Source organism: Lachnoanaerobaculum sp. ICM7, from assembly GCF_000287675.1.
GTDB lineage: Bacteria > Bacillota > Clostridia > Lachnospirales > Lachnospiraceae > Lachnoanaerobaculum.
Genome location: NZ_ALJL01000038.1, coordinates 1 through 24,227 on the forward strand (window position 1 = coordinate 1; position 24,227 = coordinate 24,227).

Below are 24,227 nucleotides of genomic sequence, written 5' to 3' on the forward strand. Positions count from 1 at the left end.
CCTACAACCCCGATAAGAGTGGCAACCCCAAGCCAGATCACAATACCGGGAAGAGATGAGGATGTAGTTATAAGACCTACAAGACCTTTAGCGACACCGTCAATAGCGACAAGCTCAAACACAAGCAGAGGTGGAAGCGGCAGTTCAGGTTCAAGCGGAACTTCAAGTGTAAGGCCGGGACAGGTAAGTGTAGACAACAAAGTAACATCAAAGAATGCAATAGAAAATCCTGTGATCTTGATAGACACACCAACAGCTAACAAGAATCCACAGCCACAGAAAGTGACCCCTGTACCAAGCAGTACAAGAGTGGCACTTGCAGTACCGAAGACAGAGGACAGAAAGGACGTAAGAGGATATGTATTTATTCTAATGAGTTCAATCGCAGCTGCAATGGCACTGGCATTCAAGAAAAAAGAAGAAAGATAATTTTTCAGCCTCCGGCTTTAGTCGGAGGCTTTTTTTACAGAGAGGAGAACATGAAGAAAATAATAAAGAGTTTTTTGGCCGCTCTTTTATCACTCTTGTTGGTATTTATATCAATGAGTGAAATATTTACAGCTTATGCCGGTCCGCCGGGAGTGGTGGACGATCCGGATATTTTGGCGACAGTTACGTATGACAGCATGGTTGTAGGCATGAGAGGAAACAGTGATTTTTATGTAGGAGAGGAAATTCCGTTTTATGCAAATATTACGGTATCTTCTACTACAAGAAGTTTACCCGGAGCATATGCAAAGCTTTACTTGCCTAAGAAAGGTTTTGCAGGTATAGGTGCAAATAATTTTTCAGACTGGGGAAACAGACCTGCCAATAATTATTTAAATATTGACAGTTCGGATAATGATTATCATATAGTTACACTCAAGTTCAACAGTCTTGGAGGCGGAACTACCCAAACAATACCTTTTACAGGATTCTTATGGGAGAGATTACTTGCAAATAATGAGGTTTATACAATAACATTCCAAGTATATGACGGTAATGATGTTTTGCTTGAAAGTACAAATAATGATTTTGTGGTCAAGACATACCCGATAGGATATACGGATGAGAATCTGAATAATACATTGACGTATAGATATCCGCAAGGATCAAGTCAATTACAAAGTGACAATAAACTGGCAAATGATCTGTCTACAGGTATAAGCTTTATTACAATGCGAACAGATTGGCCGGCACCCGGTACATATCATGGAACTGTTCAAAAGACAATAGGTTCCGACAGAAGAAAAACCAGAATAACGGTACAGCTTCCTGCAAATGAAAATTTTGACACTACAGACGGCAGTAACCGAAACTGGACATATAATCCTGTAAACCATACTATAGTAATGGAAAAGAATTATCCTGATGTTACCAATTTCAGTGAAGGATTTAATATCCGTTATCACAATCAGCCTACAGGATTAGGTGGAAATGCCGGAAAAGTGGAATTTCCGATTACCTGGGAGTATGTAAATGATGACGGATCCACAGATCCTACTTCATTACAAAAGTCAAAGGTAGTAGTCTATTATAGATGGTACCCGAGAACAATGCCTACCGATGTAGGTTTGTTTATAAAAAAGGAGATACATAATAGAACTCTTTTATTTGGAAGCCGTGAAGACTATACAAAACACGATTACAGAATTTCTGCAGGATGGACATGGGATCCGGGAGATCCGGAAACGCCACCCAAACTTGGCGAGAATTATGCAAGACTGATCTCAATAGAAGACAATCCGAGATCGGATTTGGAACTGATATCGTATAAGATTTATTATAGTAACTATACCGGAAAAGTACTTGATGCATCAGGGAATGAACAAACAGTGCCGGTACTTTCAGATGCACAAAAGGCCGCGCTGTCTAACAATCAGCTTATAGGAACAAAGGCAGACGGAAGTACTGAAACAATAGCTACAGACATAGCGATTACAGAAAGTGTTACAGAACATGTATTGCCAAATCCTGTTCATTACAAGAAGTTGGAACTGAAATTTACCAATCCGATAGAGATACAGGCACCAAATGACAGTATAATGGATATAATTTATAACTTCAGATTGGCGGAAAATTCTTATAATACTGTAAAAGCTCAACTGGAAGCCTTGCCGGATAGTGAAAACAGTTATGTCCCTACTTACAATCGTGCAACCGTAAACGGAGATAACGGTGCCGGGACGGTGTGGAGGAGAATGGCTTCAGATTATGCTTTATGGGGAAAGTCTTATATATATGAGAGTGAGCATACAATACAAAACGAAAATTTCGGAACAAAGTATCTGGAGCAGAATATATCAACTACAGACAGTATAAGATTTAAGTACAGACTTCCGGACGGCGGTATAAATCTTAAGAACCCGAAGTTCTTTATACTGGCTGATCCGGACCTTGCGTTTAAATATCTTCGTATGCATCACTACTATAATACGGAATTTGAACCTTATAAAGATAATTACAGAGTGGTGTATGATTTCAAAAACACAGGAAAGACAGCGTATATTTGGGATCTTTCTACTATAAATATTCCGGGTGGCAGCAGAGAAAAAGAATTGGCATTTTTTCCTGAATTCGAGACCACAAGGAATACACACGCCGGTCAGGGAAGCATAGATACATACTTTATCTGGGATAATAATGAGGAAGCCGCTACAGATGCGATACCGGGATTATATCCGGATATTTTAGATTTGGATGATGACGGAAATACAAATGAAAAATTCAGCAGTAAAACAGCTACTTATTTTTATACACCTCCTTTGGAACTTATTCTCAGTAAGAAATCCAAAAGAGATGATGCACCTGTAAGTCATTACTCAGCACTTACTACAGCAGACAGTGAACAGGTTGTAGATTACAAGATAGATATTTTCAATAACACAACATCGGCGGTTGGAGATTTTACTATCTTTGATATCTTACCTCATGTAGGTGATAAGGTAATAGCTCCTGATGAGAATAATAATTATACAGACAGAGGCTCTACATATAATATGACTCTTACAGGACCTATTGATCCTCATCCTGATTATACATATGAATACAGTACAACACCTGTTACACAGGGAGATATAGCGGCAAACTATGCAGGAGCGACATGGAGCTCTTCGGTAACAGATTGGTCTGCTGTTACTATGTTCAGAATAAAGATGAGACCGGGATATATACTGGGACAAAATTTTACAGATACTGTTACATTTAAGGCAAAGATGCCGGATACAACAGCGCTTGAAAGAAATGATAAAGCGGTAAATACATTTGTAGGTTTTTCGGGTGATGATTACACCGGTGCATTTGAAGCATTGGAAAATACTGTTAAACCGAAAAAATACGAAATCAGCGGAAAAATTTACTATGATATAGCTCCTGCAGGAGGTATCGGAAACGGTACATATATTTCAGCTGACGGAGATGTGCCGGCAGTCGGAAAAAGAGTAATGCTTTTGGATTCGGCGGGAAATCCTGTACTTGATGAAAACGGAAATCAGGTAATTACCACATCCGATTCAAATGGTGATTATATCTTTAATAATATTTCAAAAGCGGGAACATATAAGGTCGCAGTAGTACCGGAAGCAGGAGATACTCTCAGTACAAACAGTGTAAATTCGACTTCAAGTATAATCGGAAATGATTTCTTAAATGCCAATATCGGAGGGAATACGGTATTTGAGTCAAGTGTTACATTGACAAATACCGATGATAAGAAAACTGCCAATGCGGCTCTTGAAGCAAGCAATTCCACATTAAAGATAAAATATGTGGATATGTCGGGTAATCCTATACCTCTTGATGACGGAAGCGGAAATGTAGCGGATACCGACAGTATTCATACTCTTAGAGAAGCATATACTGTTATACCTCCTCTTAATCTTATAGGAGTGGCTGATTATGAGTATGCCGAGGCGGATCTTATAAACGGAATGCCTCTGACCGGAAATTTGAATCCGGGACAAAATACGGTAATACTTAAGTATAAAAGAAAAGATGCAGGAAATATAATCGTACATCACTATGAAGACGGAGAAAGTACCGAACTTTATATACCTGTCGGAGAAACTTCACCGGTTGCGGAAGTTTATTTCGGAGCGGGAAAGCATGGACTTACAGAAAGCCTTACAAACAAAGAAGCATTCATCGCAGGCTTTGAGTATGTAGGTATAGATGTAAGTAATGCAGACAGTGCAAGTACTCCAACAGCTTTGGGTGATACAACTTTAACTTATAATTCGTCTTTGCAGACTGTAATTTACAGGTATAGAAGGATTGCGGTACCTGTCACTATAGTACCTGCAACGCCAAGTACGCCTGTAGTGCCAAGCACACCTGCGACACCAAGTACTCCGGTAACACCAAACATTCCTGTAGTGCCAAGTACCCCGACAGTACCGAGTACACCTACATTACCAAGTACTCCGGTTACTATAACACCTTTACCCATAAGGCCTGTAACTCCAAATCCGGTGATAATCCCAAGTGGAGACGATAGAGTAGTTATCAGACCGAAGGCCACACCGTCGACAGCAACGCCTTCAAACATAAACAGAGGTGGAGGAAATTCGGGAGGAAATAAAGGGCCGGGAAGTAAAAATACGGAACGCAATGTTAATATAAATAGACCGAACGAAAATCCGGTTATCCTTATTGACACACCGAAACCAATACCTGAGCCAAAGGACATTCCCATCGCAACGTCTACAAGCACAAGACAGGTTTTGCCTGTACCGAAAACAGCTGATGAAAGAGATTTAAGAGGATATTTGATTATACTTTTAAGTTCAATCGCAGCTGCAATGGCACTGGCATTCAAGAAAAAAGAAGAAAGATAGTTTTTAGCCCCGGCAAAACCCCGGGGCTTTTTTGATGGCAAAATATGGCTTAAATTTTTATTTGTGTGAAAAATTCAAAAAATTTAACTTCAAATAAAACGTAGTGTATAAAAATTCAAGAATCTTAATATTAACAATAAAAATTTATTAATAAAAGTTTAAAATGATATTTAATTTATCAATTGTTTATGTTATGATTATACCTATAGTGAGAGAGTGAAAAGGAGGAGTTGTTATGATGAAAGCAATATTGCAAAGCTAGGTTTTTTGGAGTGATCTGTTTGGATGACTCCTGTTTTGGTTTGTAACAAGAGAGGTTTTGATAAGGAGGTTTAATGAAACAGTTTAGAAAACGCTTTTTAGCGTTTGTATTGTCGTTTATTATGATTTTATTATCAATGGGCGATATGTTTACAGCATATGCGGGGCCACCGGCTTTAAAAGATGACCCGGATATACTGTCAAATGTCACATATGATGCGGTTGCTATAGCGGCCAGAGGAAATTCAGATTACTATGTTGGTGAGGAAGTACCGTTTTATGCAAATATTACGATGTCATCAGCAACAAGGAGTCTTCCGGGAGCTTATTCGAAGCTATATTTGCCAAAGGCAGTGTTTGCCAATGTGGGTACATCAAATATTTCCACTTGGATAAACAGACCGGACTCAAATTACTTAGATATAGACAGTACAAGTAACAGCGAATATCATGTTGTTACAATGAAATACAGAAGTCTTGCCGGAGGTACAACTCAGACCGTACCTTTTAAAGCACAGATAAAGGAACATGCATTGGCAAATAATGAAAACTATGTTATACCGTGGCAGGTATATGATGCCAATGATACATTGCTTGAAAGCACAAATAATACATTTACCGCGAAAACATACCCGATAGGTTATACCAGCGAAACATACAATTACACAAGGTATTACAGCTTTTTACAGGGTAGCAGTGATTTACAAAATAATACTACACTTTCAAATGATTTTTCCGCACAGATTGATTTTTATTCTTACAGAACAGACTGGCCTGCTGCAGGTACCTTTCATGGTACAACAAATAAGAATATCGGTGCAGACAGAAGAAAGACAAGAGTCAGTATAAAGATACCGGCTAATGCAAGCCTTGATACCGCAAATACCTATAATGCAGGTTGGCAGTACAATGCGGCTACAAGTACATTATGGAAAGATATATTATATTCTTCGTACGGTGCTTCAAGTAATTATACTTATGTAAAGTTTAACAATCAGCCTGTAGGTACAAATGCCGCACCGGTTACGGTGGAATTTCCCATCACATGGCAGTATGTAAATGATGACGGCAGCTTGGATGCGGCATCGCTTGAGAAGTCTAAAGCATTTATACAGTTTACTTCATATCCGGGCACACCTCCGACTGATAACGGGTTAAACTTCAGTAAAAGTACAAATTCACCATGGGTAATATTATTAGGTGCTCAAGATACATCTGTACACAGTTATACTATGAGTGCGGGATGGAGCTGGAGTAGCGGAAACCCGTCTCAATATCCTGCTTTAGGTACTTATCATCATACAATAAAAACTATTGAAGATACTCCTGAAGTAGATATGGATTTTATATCCTATACCATTAAATATTCCAATAATACAGGATATGTGATGGGATCAACAGGACCGACCTCGTATGAGAGTGTACCGGTTTTGAGTTCAGCGCAACAGGCTGCACTTTCACAGAATAAACTTATAGGAACAAAGGCGGACGGAAGTACAGAGATAATAGCTACCAATGTATCTATAACAGCAGCATCCACAGAAGTTACATTGCCTGCACCTAAGCATTATAAAAAAATAGAATTAAAATTTGATAATCCTATTGAGATACAGGCACCCGGAAATGCTATTTATTTAACTTATAAGTTCCGCTTGGAGCAGGGAGCTTATAATAATGTAAAAGCTCAGTTGGCTCCTAAGCCAAATAACGCTTCAAGTTATGTAGAAACTTATAATAAAGCAACACTTTATGGAGATACAGCTACTACACTTACAGGCAGAGATTATGCAAGATGGACAAAGGAATATGTATATGAGTCTGACCATTACACTCAAAATCGTAACCTCGGTACAAAGTATATAGATGAAATAGTACAGGTCAATGATGATATACGATATTATTATAATCTCGGTGACGGAGGAAGAGATTTAAAGAATCCTAAATACTATGTACTTGTAGATCCGGGATTTGAATATCAGAGTATTGATGTAAGTGCATCTTATACACCTGAAATCACACCTGCTGTTTTGAGTAATTACAGAGTTGAATATAACTTTAAAAACACAGGTAAGACCGCATATATATGGGACCTGCCGGATATAAACATACCTGCGGGAAACAGTTCAACAAAGTATATAAACATTTATCCTAAATTTAAGTTTACAAGAAATGTTACTGCAGGTCCGGGAACTATAGATACTTATTTTGAATGGGATAATAATGAGGAGGCACCGGCGGCTACACGTGTTCCGGGACTTTATGCCGATACATTGGACCTTGATAATGACGGTAATACTACAGAGAAATTCTCAAGTAAAAAGGAAAATTATATATACAGCCCTCCTCTTGAGCTTATACTTACAAAGAGATCAAAGAGAGCGGATGCGGCGGCAGTGCAGTATTCATCCATTACAACGCCTGACAGTGAGCAGGTTGTAGATTATCAGCTGAATATATTTAATAACTCTATTACAGCGGTTAGCGGATTTACATTCTTTGATATATTGCCACATGTTGGAGATAAGTCGATAGCTCCCGATCAGAGAGGAAACTATGCCGACAGAGGTTCCACATATAAGGTAACTCTTACAGGACCGGTAGATACACATCCGAATTATATATTTGAATACAGTACAACTCCGGTTACGGAAGGAAATATAGCTGCAAACTATACAGGAGCTACATGGACATCAACAGTAACCGACTGGTCGGCAGTAACAATGTTCAGAGCAAAGATGAAGCCGGGTTACAGCCTTGGAAGTCATAATACGGATACAATTACATTTAAGGCTAAGATGCCGGATACCGTACCTCTCGATACTACAGATAAGGCTGTAAATACCTTCGCAGGATTCTCAGGTGACAGCTATACAGGCGCATTTGAGGCTCTGGCAAATACTGTAGTACCGAAGAAGTATAAAATAAGCGGTAAGATATACTATGATATACCTCCTGTAGGAGGCACCGGAAACGGTACATATCTGACAGCTGACGGTGATGCACCTGCAATCGGAAGAACGGTAGCGCTATACAAATCAGACGGAACGCCTGTAATCGGTGCGGACGGAAATCCTGTGACTACCAGTGCAGATAATAACGGTGATTATTCATTTGACAATATTGCAAGACAGGGTACATATAAGGTAGTAGTTACACCGGGAGTTGGAGATACATTAAGCGGAATACATGTTACATCTACATCTTTAATAGTAGGTAATGACTTTAACAACGGTACTCTGGCAGGTAACCCTGTATTTGAAGCAAGTGTAACAGTTACACCAAGTAATGATAAAAAGACTGCGAATGCTGCACTTGAAGCAACCAATTCAACATTGAAGATCAAATATGTGGATACTGCAGGAAATCCTATTCCACTTGATGACGGAAGCGGAAATGTAGCTGATACAGACAGTGTTCAGGCATTCAGATCCGCATACACAGTTACTCCACAGACTACATTGACCGGAGTTACAAATTTTGAGTATCTGGAACCTGATCTTACAAACGGTCGTCCGCTTACAGGGACACTTAATCCGGGACAAAATGTTGTAATACTTAAGTATAAGAGAAAAACTGCAGGCGATATTACAGTACATCACTACGAGGTAGGACAAAATACAGAGCTTTATACATCGGCAGGAGCTGCGGCACCAAGTGCTGAAAGTTTCTCGGGTGCAGAAAAGCTCGGGCTTACAGAAAATCTTACAAATAAGGCGGCCGATATCACCAATTTTGAGTATGCAAGTATTGATGTAAGCGGAGCTTCTTCACCTACAGCACCTACATCTACAGGTGCAACAACACTTACATATAAGGTCGCACCACAGACTGTAACATATTTCTATAAGAGAAAAGATGCAGCAAACATCACAGTTCACCATTATGAGGACGGAACAACGACAGAGCTTTACAAGCCGGCGGGTGCAAGCGCTCCTGCAGCAGTTACAATCTCAGGAACAGGTAAACTGGGACTTACAGAAGACCTTACAAATAAGGCGGCAGATATTCCAAATTATGATTATGTCGGAGTTGATGTAAGTGCAGCTGTATCAGCTACAGCACCGGGCGCAAGCGGTGAGACAACTCTTACACATGGAAATACTGCACAGACAGTAATATATAAATACAAGAGAAAAGACGCCGGAGATGTTATAGTTCATCACTATGAGCAGGGAACCACTACTCAGTTGGTACCTGATATGACACTTGGCGGAACGGGTAAGCTTGGGTTGCCATATACAACAAATACCCAGACAATTCCAAACTTTACCGTAGTAACAGTACCGACAAATCAAAACGGTACATTCCAAACAGGCAATCAAACGGTAACTTATTACTATAAGAGAAATGATGCCGGAAATGTACTGGTACATCACTATGAGAACGGAACAACCAATCAGGTTTCTGCGGATGAGAACTTATCGGGAGCAGGAAAGATTGGACTTACATACACAACAAGTCCTGTTACAGTAGCTAATTTCACAGTAGTGAATGCTACACCTACAGACCATTCAGGAAATTATCCGGCAACAGGAACAGTAGTAGTAACTTACTATTACACAAGAAATGATGCAGGAAATGTAATTGTAAAGCATCTTGAGCAAGGAAGCGGTACACAGCTTGATACAGATGATGTATTAAACGGTGCCGGAAAACTCGGATTGCCATATACTACTTCAGAGAAGAATATTGCGACTTATGAATTGGTAGCCCAGCCGGTTAATAAGAACGGAACATTTGCAACAGGAACTCAGACAGTAATATATGAGTATAGGAGAATGGTTGCAGGAGATGTAACAACAGTTTATGTAGACGATGAAGGAAATCAGATAGATACACCTGATGTTCAGTCAGGAATTGGAAAGTTGGGATTGCCCTATACCACATCAGCCAAAACTATACCTAATTTCACTTTAGTATCTACACCATTAAATGCAACAGGAATATTTGTAACAGGACCGCAAACAGTAACCTATGTATATAGAAGAAGTGATGCCGGAAATGTTACAGTTTATCATAAGTCAAAATATGATAACAGTGACCTCAGTGCACCGACAGTACTTGACGGAACACGAAAACTCGGACTTCCATACACAACAAGCCCTGAGACATACTCAGACTATGAGATAGATACTGTACCTGCTAATGCAACAGGAACATTCGCAAGCGGTGCCCAGACAGTAACTTATCTCTATAAGAGAAAGACTGCGGCAGGAGTAAGAGTAAATTATCTTGATAATCATGGAAACAGCATTGAAACACCGGATGATATTACAGGAACAGAGAATGTAGGACTGCCCTATACTACATCACCTAAGACTATTCCTTATTATGATCTTATAATAGTACCGACCAATGCAAACGGAGTATTTACAGTAGCGCCTATAACAGTTGACTACATATATAAGCGTCAGGATGCGGGAAATGTTGTTATAGAGCATTTGGATGAGAACGGAAACGTTCCTCTTGAGACTCCGGAGGTACTTGACGGAACAGAGAAGCTTGGAATGCCATATACTTCAAGTGTAAAGTCATTTGATAACTTTGATGTAATATCTGTACCGACTAATGCTAACGGAACTTTTGTAAGCGGAAGTCAAACAGTAACCTATGTATATAGGAGAAAAGATGCAGGAAATGTAATTGCCCGTTACTTAAATACTGCAGGACTGCCGATAGAAAGTGATGAAGTACTTGACGGTACAAGAAGCCTCGGACTTCCGTATGCAACAACTGAGAAGGCTATTGCCGGATACAGTTTATACTTGATACAGGGTGCAAATACAGGAATATTTACAACAGGAGAAATTGTAGTAACATACATTTACAGGAAGGATCCAAGTGCGATAATCATACCGGGGCCTTTAACTCCTGTGACACCGGTTAATCCAAGTGTCATCAATCCTGTAACTCCAAGTGTTATTAATCCTTCAATACCTGTTAACCCAAGTAATATTAATCCGTCAACACCTGTAAATCCGAATCCTTCAAGGATTGCTACACCAAGCCAGATAAATATTCCTGGAAGAGATCAGGATATTATTATAAGGCCTACAGCTACACCATCTATTGCGACACCTTCAAATATAAATAGAGGTGGATCTTCAGGTGGAAATTCTGTAGTGAGACCGGGTAAGACTGTAACAGTAAATGATATAAACTCAAAGGGAGGAGTTACTACTCCGGAGCCTGTTATAGACAAGCCTGTTATTAATACAGATAAGACCGATACAAAGAAGATAGGATTTGATAAGAATCAAAGAAAGGCTTTGGCTGTACCGAAAACAGCTGATGAAAGAGATGTAAGAGGATATATGTTTATTCTTATGAGCTCAATTGCAGCGGCAATGGTACTTGCATTAAAGAAAAAAGAAGAAAGATAAATTTCACCCTCCGGAATTTGCCGGGGGGCTTTTTGATATTTAAATTATTGACATTGTAAATAAAAATATATAAAATAATATAAAAAAGGAGTAAATATTATGGCACAGACGAATGTAAATATACGTATGGATGAAGAACTGAAAAAGCAATTTGATTCATTTTGTTCAGATATCGGAATGAGTATGACGACAGCATTTTGTGTATTTGCAAAAAAAGCTGTTAGAGAGAGAAGAATTCCCTTTGAAATCACAGCGGATAATGATCCTTTCTACAGCTCGGAAAATATATCCAGATTAAAAAGATCAATTGCTGAAATGGAGAGGACAGGCGGTACAATACATGAGGTAAATCTGGATGATTAAATCATGGACAGATGAGGCATGGGAAGATTTTGAATATTGGACAAGACAAGATAAGAAGACATTGAAGAGAATATTACAGTTACTAAAAGATATAGACAGAAATGGGTATGATGGAATAGGAAAGCCAGAGAGACTTTCCGGCGAATTGTCGAATTATTGGAGTAGACGTATTGATGACTGTAACAGATTGGTATACAGAATAGATGGAAATATTGTAAGAATAGTACAATGTGGATCTCATTATAGAGATAAATAAAAGCCGGACTATAGTGTCGGGCTTTTTACATTAAAAGACAACTGTTGAAAAGATATTGTAAGAATTTAACTATAGTAATTATTCCTAGATTACTATAAAATGTAAAAGGATAATGATGTTAAAATTTTGCTTGTTTTGTATACGGCAAATAATAACATTTTTTATATACATAATTTTATTACGGAGGAAATATGGGAAAAAAATCACTGCATTATTTTTTATTACTGATTTTTTCAATATTGCTGTCGGTGTTTGCCCCGCCGGGGAAAGCATATGCTACAGGCGCCGGCGGTAGTGCGATAACTACGGATGTTAGGTACGGTTTATCCGGGCAGACGTCATCTTTAGTTGCACAAAAGGAGTCATACTATGTTACAAATACACTTTCCGGAGCGGTATCTACACTGTACAATCCGTTTTCATATGTGTATTTTGACAAGAGTATATTTTCACCCCCTGTTGTCAGTGACGTTACCTTGGCATCAGGTGCAAGCAGTGTAAATATTATATATTCAGATCCGAACTATTATATTGTAAAGATAAATTATTCCAGACTGGATACAGGATATGCGGCAATACCGATAAAGGCTACGCTGAAGAATTCGGCAGTGCAAAACGGTGAGACTTTCCATATTCCGGTAAAGCTTTTTGAAGCGGGTAAAAATCCCGCTACAGATGCGCCTCTGGCAAGTTCAAACGATCAGTTTGTTGCAAAGGCATATCCGGTCGGAATTATGTCAGCAGACACATCGACAGTTGCAAATAACAACAGAAAAAGCGAATACATATCGGATGATGCAACCAATGCCACGAATGACCGACTGTCGACAGACTTTGTATCAAGTTTGTTCGGATACGGTTACAGCGGTCCTGCAAATACAGCCAACGGCGGTGTATCACAAGTACCGTCAGGTACCGGTGCGGGTATGGATAAGAGAAAAGTCGAGTTTAAGATTACTCTTCCGGCTACCGCAGTATGGGATTCTTCACTTCCAAACAACTCGAACTGGACATATAACAGTACGGACAGAACTATCACACAGATAGTGGACAGAGGGTTGGCAACAGTAGTACAGCCACCTTTTTCGCTTAAGTGGGACGGAAATCAACCTGTTACTTTAGCTCCTACATGGACGAAAATAATTATGCAACAGGTCACTACATTGGTAAATGATGACGGAACTTTAGATAACTCTACAAGAAGAAGCGGTGAGTTGTACTATCATGTTTCATATGTCAGAAGAATTCGTATAAGGAAGTCATTACTCGGAGATAAGGGAAATCTTGTACCGAGGGATGCAGACTATAAATATAACTATTTGGTAAGTGTCGATCAGTTCGGTGGTACAAGACCGCAGACTGCAAGCAGTGTTACATTCAGAATGATAGAGGATGAACCGCAGGCAAGAAGCCTTCTTACAGGATATGAGCTTAGAGTAAGACCGGAAAGATTTACTGCGACAGAACTTGTAAAGCTTTCACACAATAAGCTGATAGGCTCCGACAACGGAACCACATGGACTACTATCGCTACAAATATTACACCTGTTCAGGTGAGTAATGCCGCAGACTACAGAGCAAACTCTGTATCTACCACATTGGCCACACCGCCGGAGTACAGGTATTTCAGACTTGTCTTTGATGATGATATAACCATCTCACAGTTTGAAGAGGATGCAGTAGGTTTTATAGTTCAGACACAGCTTACACCTGCCACACATACAGCTTACATCAACGATTTGAATGCGCATGTCAATGATGTATATTGGAAGCTTGTCAGAAATTTCGGTAGAGTAAGAAATGCAGCCGGTCAGGAACTGGGTTATTCATTGGCGGATGCATATTTAAGAAATCCGTATGCAAGTATGCACCTTCAAAATATCGGAATGAGTATAAACGGCACCTCCGCTACAAGTACCGTAAGTGTCGGAGGAACTATAAAAATAACACCACGTATTTGGTATAACAGTATACTTTGGGACCCAAGAGCTGCCGTAAATCCTAAGATGGTAGTTGTAGTCGATTCGGACCTTGCGTTTGACAGTGTGCAGCCGCAGATGAATGCCAATTTATTTACTGTTAATCCTACTCCTACGGTTATACCTAATTATAAAGGTAATGTAGGAAAGACAGCGTACGAGTTTGAACTTACAGGACTGACATTCCCGGGTTCTACAGTTCCGGGTTACGGAAACTATACACAGAACAGAATCGATCATTTAAATTTTTCGTTTAAGCCTACAGCGGGTATGGACGGAGGTCCACATGAGATAAAGGTAATACTCAGCTGGGATAATAACACTACAGCCGCATCAAGCGCGGCTCCGGGAATTATATATTCTTCAGATACCGCAGACTACCTTGACACATATGATGCCAATAACAACGGCAATACAACAGACAGACTTTCCACATTGACATATAACTACACCTTTGTACCGCCACAGGCAATGGTACTCGGAAAGAAAGTAAAACTTTCCACAGACAGTGTATACCAAACAAGTATAAAGGCCGATAAGGGAGATATCTTAGATTATCAGGTAAGAGTATGGAACAATACCAATGATCCGGTGGAAGATCTTCATGTAATGGATGTTTTCCCATATGCAAATGATAAATTTATAGTAAAAGACGGCAGCGGAAATTATCTTGACAGAGATTCAAAAATATATCCGAAGGCTATGTCGGGAGTGACTGCCAATAACTCTAAGTTTGATATTTACTACTCTACAGACGCTCCAAGTGCAACGATAGAGGGAAATATAGGAGCGACATGGTTACCTGCCGCAAGTATTACAGACTGGTCATCAGTTACCATGTTTAAGGCCGATTTAAAGTCGGGACAGAGTATAACGGCAGGAGAAGAGGTACTCTTTAATTATAAGGTGGAGATGCCTGATACAAAGGATAATCTCGCTACAGATACTGCAAATAACTCCGTAGCGTCATGGAGAGGTAATAATATTGACGGTGCAAATGAGTTTACCGACTCAAAGGTAGGTACTCATAAGTATAATATCGCAACTCATGCCTTCTATGATTTAAATAATAACGGAGTCTATGACAGCACTGATTTAAATATTGCAAACAGACCATATATACTTGTAAAGCTTGATGCAACGGGGAATGAGACAGTGGTTGAATCGGGAACAACAGATTCAAACGGAAATATTTCATTTACAAATAAGCTCAGCAATGCAGGTAATTATAAGCTCTATGTGGAGAACTTGACCAGTGACAGCTTTGCTTCACCAAATGTGGCAAGTACTGCCACTGTGGTTGGAAATGATTTTACTTCATTTACTACAAAGGCATCTGTAATCAAGGCAAATCAGACTCCGGTACCTAATACACCATGGTCAACTGTGGATATAAGCTTAACAATAGATAATCCAAGTGCTATCAAGAACCTTGGACTTAAGACGGATTTTTATAATCTTACGGTAAAGCATATCAAGGATGAGGACGGAAGCAATCTTGTGCCGGATGTAGTTACAAGAGAGCCGAAAGACACCGCATATACAACAGCGGCAATCACTACAGATCCGAATTTTGAAGTGGATACTGCAAATCTTCCTGCAAATGCAAACGGAAGTTATACTGCAGATACAACAGTTACATACCATTATTTACGAAGAAATGCAGGAGATGTAACCGTACATCACTACGAAACAGGAAAGACCGATGAACTTTATGCAGTTTCAGCGACAGCAACACCTGCGGCTGAAGTACTCTCGGGTGCAAGACAGATGGGTAAGCCTTATCAGACTTACAGAAGAGATGTGAGTACGGCGGGAAGCTATCCTATACCTCATTACCATCTTGTAGGAACACCTACAGGTCCTGCAAGCGGAACATTTGATGCAACGGCAAAGACCGTTACTTATTTCTATGAAAGAAATGATGCACCGGATGTTACAATAAAATATGTAGATATTGATACAGGTGCAAATCTTACAAGACCTGAGAGTCTTGGAAGTACTGTAATGATTAATACTCCTACTGTTCTGTCAGGAACAAATAAAGAGGGACTTGCATGGAGCAGCAATGTACTTACTGTAGACAATTATGATTTTGTAAGCAGTACTACTCCTACAAACGGAGTTTTCGGAGACGGAACAACCTCTGTAACATATTCCTACAGAAGAAAAAATGCAGGAAATATTACAGTTCATCACTATGAGAAAGGCACAACAACAGAGCTTTATGCTCCGGTAGCGGGAGGAGCTGTCGGACCGGAAGTTATAAGCGGTACAAATAAGCTTGGACTTACCTATCAGTCACAGGATAGATCGGCGGACATTGCAAATTATCATTTGTATCAGTCACCGAATCCTACACAGGTAACATTTACCACAACACCTACAGAGCTGATTTATTACTATGAAAGAGACAGTGCTTCACCGATAATTATTCATTATTATGAAGACGGAACTACAAATGAGTTGTATTCACAAACCCCGGGAGGAACACCTGCGGCTGTGACAGTGGACGGAACCAATAAGCTTGGAACTACTTATACTACACAGAGCATGAATATTCCTCATTTCCATCTTGTAAGCTCACCGGCAAATCCGACAGTGACATTTGGAAATGCGCCTGTAGAAGTGGTTTATAAGTATAAGAGAGATGATGTGGGAGATGTTAAAGTACATCATCTTGAAGTTGGAACAAACAATATACTCTCACCGGCAGAGGATTTATCCGGAGCGGAGAGATCGGGACTTACTTATACAACAAGTCCGAAAAACATACCGTATTATACGGTAGTAAATGCAACACCTGCAGGATATACAGGAACTTATCCTGCTACAGGACTTACAGAGGTTACATATTATTACAGTAGAAATGATGCCGGAAATGTATTGGTACATCATTTTGAGGTAGGAACAAGCAATTCACTGTTACCTGATGAGATATTGTCAGGTGCAGGTAAGGCAGGACTTGCCTATACAACAAATGCAGGTACTGTTGCCAACTTTACAGTAGTAAATGCAACACCAGCAAATAATGCAGGTGTATATCCGGCAAACGGAACTACAGTGGTTACATACTACTATAAGAGAGATGATGCCGGAAATGTAACAGTACATCATTTTGAAGTCGGAACAAGCAACTCTCTTGCGGCAGATGAGAATTTATCGGGAGTAAGTAAAGCCGGACTTTCCTATACGACAAGTCCTGCAAGTATAGCCAACTTTACGGTAGTAAATCCTACACCTGCAAATCATATCGGAACATTTACGGTAGGAACAAACTATATTGTTACCTATGAATACAGAAGAGATGACGCTGGAGATGTGACAGTAATGTATACCGACAGAGACGGTAATGAACTGGACACAAGAGACATACTGTCAGGAACAAATAAACTTGGTTTGCCATATACTACAGCACCTAAGACTATTGGAAGTCTTGTGCTTGTAAATTCACCGGCAAATGCAACAGGAGTATTTACGATTGCTCCACAAGTAGTAAATTATGTCTATAAGAGAGATGATGCAGGGGATGTGACAATATATCACAAGTCTGTACATGACGGAAGTGATTTGGTAGCACCTACAGTACTTAGCGGTATCGAAAAGCTTGGACTTGCCTATACAAGCAGTGCGGAAAATATCGCAAACTTCGATATAGATACGATGCCTGCAAATGCAACAGGAGTATTTACTCATGGAGCACAGACTGTGACCTACTTGTACAGAAGAAAAGATGCAGGAGATGTGACTGTAAGATATTTGGATGTTCACGGAAACAGCATAGAAAGTGATGATACAATTTCCGGAGCAAATAAGCTTGGACTTAATTATACAACATCACCTAAGGCAATACCTTATTATGATCTTGTGGTAAATCCTGCAAATGCAACAGGAGTATTCACAACATCACCGATAAATGTTGAGTATATCTATAAGCGCCAGGATGCAGGAAATGTTATTATTGAATATCTGGATGAGAACGGAAACGTTCCGCTTGTTGAGACTACTGTTTTAAACGGTAGTGAGCAAATCGGAGTTCCTTATACTTCAGAACTTAAGTCATTTGACTATTATGACTTGATTTCAATGCCTGCAAATGCGAATGGAGTATTTAATCCGGGAACACAAAGAGTAACATATATTTATCGCAGACAGGATGCGGGAGATGTAATTGCCCATTATATCAATCCGGCGGGAGTTGCGTTAGATGCAGATGAAGTTTTGGACGGCAGCAGAAAACTTGGCCTTGCCTACAGTACAAGTGCAAAAGCTATTGCCGGATATCATTTGGAGAGAGTTGAAGGCGCTGAAAGCGGATTGTTCTCAACTGCACAAATAGAGATAAACTATGTATATGTTAAAGATCCAAGTGTTATAATCTATCCGGATCCGCTACATCCGGCTACACCAAGCCAGATAAATCGTCCGGGTGACAGAAACAATGATATCATTATAAGACCTATAGCTACACCTTCAATAGCCACATCTTCAAACGGAAGAAGAGGCGGATCGGGAGGAAGCTCATCTATAAGACCTACACAGACAGTTGTAGAGAAAAAAGAAGAAATAAAGGCTGATGCTATAAATGTTGAGCCTGTAAAACCTGAAATTATCATAGAGGATCCGAAAAAGTTTACTGCGGAGACTGTATCAGACAGACGCCCACTCCCGGTACCTAAGACCTCAGATAATACAGACCTTTTCAAATATATGATATTACTGATATCTTCATGCGGAGCAATGCTTTTGGTATTTAAGAAGAGATAGTGACTTGACAAGAAGAAAGCCTCGGGAACAGCAACTTCCCGAGGCTTTCGCTATGTGTACATATGGTACAAATATCTCTTTTTTACAATTAAAGTATAACTACTTAGTGTTGTATAATCAAGAGATGGTTTAATATTTAATTTTTTTTAAAATGACTATTTTATAAAAAAGTGTTAAACTAGCCATATGAATATTTTATTTACAGATTTGGACAATACTTTGATCTATTCAAAGAAAACGAATATAGAAGAAAAGATACCGGTGGAGCTTTATAACGGAGAGATAAACAGCTTTATGTCAAAATACTCCTATGAGCTTTTGCATAAGTTAAATGAGATGCTCCTTATAGTACCTATTACCACAAGAACCTATATTCAATACAGCAGAATAGATCTTGGTTTTAATCCAAAGTATGTACTATGTGCAAATGGAGGAATACTTTTAAAAGACGGCATAAAGTCGGATGAATGGTATAAAGAAAGTCTTGATATAGTAAAGCCTTCATCAGATGAGAGAGAAAAAGCATATGCGTTTTTGCAAAAAGATAAAAGAAGAAAGTTTGAATGCAGAAATATTGATGACTTATTTATCTTTACAAAATGCAATGAGATTGAGGATGTTGTAAGAGATCTTAAAAGCATACTGGATATGACAAAGGTGGAGGTTTTGTACAATAAAGATAAGCTTTATATAATGCCGAAGAACTTAAACAAGGCGGATACGGTTAAAAGATTTGTCAAAAGATATGCAAAGAGCGAAGATCATGTATTTGCGGCCGGAGATACGGAGTTTGATATCGGAATGATAGAGCTTGCAGACATCGGATTTGCACATAAGGATTTGAATATAAGTAAAAATATTTTCAATGATTATGAAGGACTTTTTTCGGATTTTTATCTGGAAAAGGTTTTAGAATATATTAAGGAGTAGGAAATGCCGGGATTTACAACTCACTATATTTTAGGGTTAAAGGCATATGGTGGCTTAGAAAACTCAGGTTTAAAATATATTATATCTAAATACAGATGGTTGTATCAGCTGGGACTTCAGGGACCGGATATGTTTTTTTACAATATTCCGATACTGAGACACAGGGATTACAGAAATGTCGGCTCATATATGCATGAGAGCCATGTAAATGATTTTTTTGCAAATGCACTTTGTGAAATACAGGGGATGGAATCAAAACAAAAGCAACAGCAGGCTATAAGCTATATTGCAGGTTTTTTATGTCACTATGTGGGTGATTATATCTGCCATCCTTATATTTACGCAAGAATAGGGCATGAAAACGGAAAAAACAGCGCCTATGTATACGGACTTCATGCGGCACTTGAAAATGATATAGATACCATACTTTTAAAAAAGTACAAGAAAAAGAAAACATCGGAGTTCAATCAGGCAGCCACTCTTGCACTAAACGGTTTTGAGATACAATTTGTTTCGGATTTTCTTGCAAGAGTGATAAATAAAACCTATTATCCGATTACATATAAGAATAATTTCAGAGTAACACCTGCCATGGTACACAGGTCAGTACTTGCAATGAGATTTGGAGTAAGAACTCTTGCCGATCCCACGGGCAGAAAAAAAGACAGGATAAATGCCATAGAATCATTGTTTTTAAAAAAGCCTATAGTTTCACAGAAGATACTCTCAGATGAGGTACCGGATGTAAAAGGAGCCCTAAATCTTGACCATGAACTTTGGATAAATCCGTGGAATAAGAGTGTTCATTCAAATGAAAGTTTTCCGGAACTTTTTGATAAGTGCATTGACAGATGTGAGGAAATATTTAAGATACTGAACACTGAAATAGTGCCGGATAGAATGGAAGAGACCGATTTTCACAGACTGCTTGAGAATATAGGAAATTACTCCTATCATTCAGGACTGGATGTAGGTTGAGAGATATCAAATGATTAGTATTTAAAAATTTAAATATTATTACTTTAAAGAAAGTGAGGTGAATAAGAGTATGTATCCGATGAATGTAACAAAACCTATAGGTGCGGAACAACTGGAGAATCTGAACCAAAAAAAAGGTGTTGTATTAAATAGTGACAATGTAGATATTTTGAATACTTCCTATTATAAAAAAACGGGAAACACTGCAAGTACACAAAATTCTGTTACTGCAGGCAGTACTACAGTAAGTCAGGACACCGGACAGGCTCAAAGCACTGGACAAAATGCCGATGTAAGGCGAATAACATTGCCGGCATTAAGCAAGAGAGTTTCAAAGGGGCAAAAAGTCCCGCTTACCTTTTCTTCAAACAAGATAAAGGTGAATTTTGGATGGAATGTGAACAATGCAGCCTGTGATGTGGATGTCTCAGCTTTTTTACTGGCAGGAAGCGGAAAAGTAGTCGGTGATGACTTTTTTGTATTCTACGGACAGGAGAGCAGTCCTGAGAGAAGTGTACTCTTTAAAAATGTTGAAGAGGCGAATGTATTACAGGTATTTGATATAGACACTTCTATATTAAATCCGGCTGTACAAAAAATAGTCTTTGTAATGACTATAAATGATGCGTTGGAAAATGCACTGAACTTCAGTATGCTAAAAGACGCATACATTCAGATCGTGGATCCGGTGACAAACACCGAGGTGGCTTCTTTCCTTGTGGAGGAATATTACAACAATATAAATTCCATGATGATGGGAGAAGTATATCTGCACAACGGTGCATGGAAGTTTAATGCAATAGGAAACGGAGTAAATAAGGACTTGGCGGGACTTTGTGAATTTTACGGAGTACAAGTCGAATAAGGAGGGGAATATGCTGACATTTGAAGTAATTAACGAGTTGACACTTAAGGTTACCTGCGAGGGAAATGATACATTGATTGCAAAAGCAGGTGCATTTATAGCAGGAGAGAATCCGGGAGGAAAGAACTATACTTTTGAAAAGATGTTACTTGGACCGGGTGGAAGTATAGGACAGGCATTACTCGGACAGCTTGTAAGAAGAGTTGCAGGTGAGAATATACCTCTTATGAAGGTACATTTAAACGGAGCTTCCACAACATACTATGCTAACTACGGACAGCATGTAGTAGTATATAAGCTGGCACCGGGTGAGACGGTTTCAGTAGAGTCTGAAAATATACTCGCATTTACAAATGACTGTGATTACTCTGTAAGATTTTTAGGAGTAGGCGTACTTTCACAAAAAGGTTTGGCTACAACCACATTGGTGGGTAGAGGAAATAATGCCTATGTTGCATTGCTCTCAGACGGAAACCCACTTGTTGTTTCAAACGTGAAGTCAAGAGATACACTTGCGGTAGATCCGGATGCTGTAATATGCTGGTTCAGCAAGAACGGAATGGGAGATCCACAGATAAAAGCGGATATATCATGGAAGACATTTATCGGTCAGGCCTCAGGCGAGTCATATTCATTTGAATGGTCAGGAAATGAGCCTGTGACAGTACTGGTTCAGCCAAGCGAGAGAGGTGGCGGAATCAGAGTGAGTGTGGATTAATAAATTTGAATTATTGCAAGTTAAAAGCAGTCGGAAATCCCGACTGCTTTTTTATGCTTTTTATTAAAGCTTCATTACTTCTTTAAAAAAGTCCTTTGCATATCTGTACATTTTAAGAGAATACTCTCCGAATTCTTCGCCTACATTGGCCTTATATACGGTCCAAAGTGCCCAAAGATAACCGCTGAGTGCCATATAAGCATACAGCTTCTTATACTCATCTGTAAAAGGCTTTCTTTTAAGATAAGATTCTAAAAGTTCATCAGCCTGAGATTTATCATAATAAGAATATATAGCGCACATCGCCACATCTATAACAGGATCCGCCATTCCGGCGTATTCCCAGTCAATAAGCTTTATCTTATTATCTGCAGTGATGATAAAATTATCGGCTACACTGTCTATATGACAGAGGCAAGTTTCGGATTTCATTCCTTTAAGTAAATCGAGTAAGAGCATCATATTTTTGTGAACCTCTTCTACATCTTCAAAAGATATTCCACCGCTCTTTTCACAGAGTCCGGTATAATAATCTATTCTCTCGGCTATATCAAAGCGATGGCTGACCTTTACATCAGTTTCATGCAAAGTCCTTAAAAGTTCCATACATCTTGACATTTCTTCCTTATTAAAGGCATCGGCATTTTTTGAACCGTCATAAAACTTTGATATCTTATAACCGCTTTCCTTATCAAAATAAATTATTTTCTCCGTAATATGCAAATCCTTGACTGCCATATAGCAATCATACTCATTTGAACGGTTTATAAGTACATCTGTGCCCTTTCCGGGTATTCTACATATATAACTCTTATCATCCACTTCAAAAAGGAAAGATTTATTTGTCATACCGGCTTTTAATGTACGCAGACCTTTTATACGACTCTCGGGGATATTAAAAACCTTTGCAATAAGTTCAAGAGCCACATTTCCACTGTTTTCCTTATATTTATCATCAAATGCTCGAAGCTCTTCCAGATTTTCAAACTCATAGACCTGATTTTCGGGCTGTGGATTGATATGCATGGCAGGCAGTGTAGAGTTTTTCTTTTGCAGTTCACTCATGAGTACATTTTCCCAATACCAGTCATCGCTTCCCGGAGTAGCAAATGCTCTTTCCAGTATCGGCATAAACTCTTTTGAAAAGTCTTTGCTGAAATATACAGGTCCGTACATTACATAGGCATCGCTACCGCCTACATTTATAGCTGTTATTTCACGCTTTTTATTGAAATCAAGTACCCATTCATTCGTATTTCCTTCCATATATATAGAAGAATACCAGGAGTAAGGCTCATAGCTGTGATACATATTATCTCTCATCCAGTTATCTGAAGAAAGTATATATACATTGGAATCTTCTATATACTTACATGCGTAGTGCAATGTGGAAATATTGTTCTTAGTAGAATAGTCCGGATTATAAACAAGCTTTACATTGTACTTATCTATAAGATATTCAAAATGCTCCTTTAAATATCCCACAACTATTACTATGTCAAAGACGCCGACTTCATGGAGCTGCTTGATCTGCCTCTCAATCATTCTCTCACCGAATACCTCAAGCAGTCCCTTTGGCGTTTCAAATGTAAGCGGAACAAACCTTGACCCGAAGCCTGCAGCCATGATAACGGCACGTTCCACCTTAAAAGGAGATAGATATTCAAGTCCGGCTTCGGTAAGACTCATACTACTTCCTTCCTTATACAAATAGTTTAATGCCATAGCATCTTTTATAAGTGAGTTGATGCTTCCAAGAGAGAGGTTTAACTTCTCTGCAAGCTCTCTTTGAGTAATAGTATTACATTCAAATATTTCTCTGAGTAAATATGCGTATCTGTTCATATAAGCTCCCAATATAATAAAATAAACATTAAGTTCAAAAATAGTAAAAATATATCTTTATTGAA

General features: G+C 39.0%; 11 protein-coding genes. 10 read left to right on the plus strand and 1 reads right to left on the minus strand.

All coding sequences use genetic code 11. From position 1 onward, the window contains the following. The 10 genes from HMPREF1140_RS13630 to HMPREF1140_RS12830 form a co-directional block, all read left to right on the plus strand. Positions 1-429 (plus strand): hypothetical protein (locus HMPREF1140_RS13630; protein WP_035620689.1); only part of this gene is annotated, 429 nt, incomplete at its 5' end. Positions 430-479: 50 nt separating this feature from the next. Next, a complete protein-coding gene (locus HMPREF1140_RS12790) occupies positions 480-4,817 on the plus strand; it encodes a hypothetical protein (protein WP_009664250.1) in 4,338 nt (1,445 codons plus the stop codon). Positions 4,818-5,152: 335 nt separating this feature from the next. Continuing rightward, positions 5,153-11,461 carry a MucBP domain-containing protein gene (locus tag HMPREF1140_RS13105; RefSeq protein ID WP_009664274.1) on the plus strand — a complete coding sequence of 2,103 codons (6,309 nt, stop codon included), beginning with the start codon at positions 5,153-5,155 and terminating at the stop codon, positions 11,459-11,461. 99 nt (positions 11,462-11,560) lie between these two features. After that, positions 11,561-11,824 (plus strand): type II toxin-antitoxin system RelB/DinJ family antitoxin, encoded by a 264-nt coding sequence (locus HMPREF1140_RS12800; RefSeq protein ID WP_009664271.1) that lies wholly within the window; start codon positions 11,561-11,563, stop codon positions 11,822-11,824. Next, complete coding sequence (locus HMPREF1140_RS12805) at positions 11,817-12,080, plus strand: Txe/YoeB family addiction module toxin (protein ID WP_009664259.1); 264 nt, start codon at positions 11,817-11,819, stop codon at positions 12,078-12,080. Before HMPREF1140_RS12800 ends, HMPREF1140_RS12805 begins: the two co-directional genes overlap by 8 nt. A 191-nt stretch (positions 12,081-12,271) precedes the next feature. After that, positions 12,272-18,826, plus strand: coding sequence for a MucBP domain-containing protein (locus tag HMPREF1140_RS12810; RefSeq protein ID WP_009664264.1), 6,555 nt, complete (start codon positions 12,272-12,274; stop codon positions 18,824-18,826). A 186-nt stretch (positions 18,827-19,012) separates the two neighbouring features. Continuing rightward, a complete protein-coding gene (locus tag HMPREF1140_RS12815) occupies positions 19,013-19,756 on the plus strand; it encodes an HAD family hydrolase (RefSeq protein ID WP_009664281.1) in 744 nt (247 codons plus the stop codon). A 3-nt stretch (positions 19,757-19,759) separates the two neighbouring features. Then, positions 19,760-20,734 carry a zinc dependent phospholipase C family protein gene (locus HMPREF1140_RS12820; RefSeq protein ID WP_009664261.1) on the plus strand — a complete coding sequence of 325 codons (975 nt, stop codon included), beginning with the start codon at positions 19,760-19,762 and terminating at the stop codon, positions 20,732-20,734. 70 nt (positions 20,735-20,804) lie between these two features. Next, positions 20,805-21,599: a TerD family protein gene (locus tag HMPREF1140_RS12825; RefSeq protein WP_009664249.1), complete on the plus strand. Its 795-nt coding sequence runs from the start codon at positions 20,805-20,807 to the stop codon at positions 21,597-21,599. A 10-nt stretch (positions 21,600-21,609) separates the two neighbouring features. After that, positions 21,610-22,317, plus strand: a complete 708-nt coding sequence (locus HMPREF1140_RS12830) for an AIM24 family protein (RefSeq protein WP_009664256.1) — start codon at positions 21,610-21,612, stop codon at positions 22,315-22,317. A 63-nt stretch (positions 22,318-22,380) separates the two neighbouring features. Here the strand turns inward: HMPREF1140_RS12830 and HMPREF1140_RS12835 are convergent, their stop codons facing one another. Next, positions 22,381-24,162, minus strand: coding sequence for a phosphotransferase (locus HMPREF1140_RS12835; protein WP_009664282.1), 1,782 nt, complete (start codon positions 24,160-24,162; stop codon positions 22,381-22,383). Between the last annotated feature and the right edge of the window lie 65 nt (positions 24,163-24,227).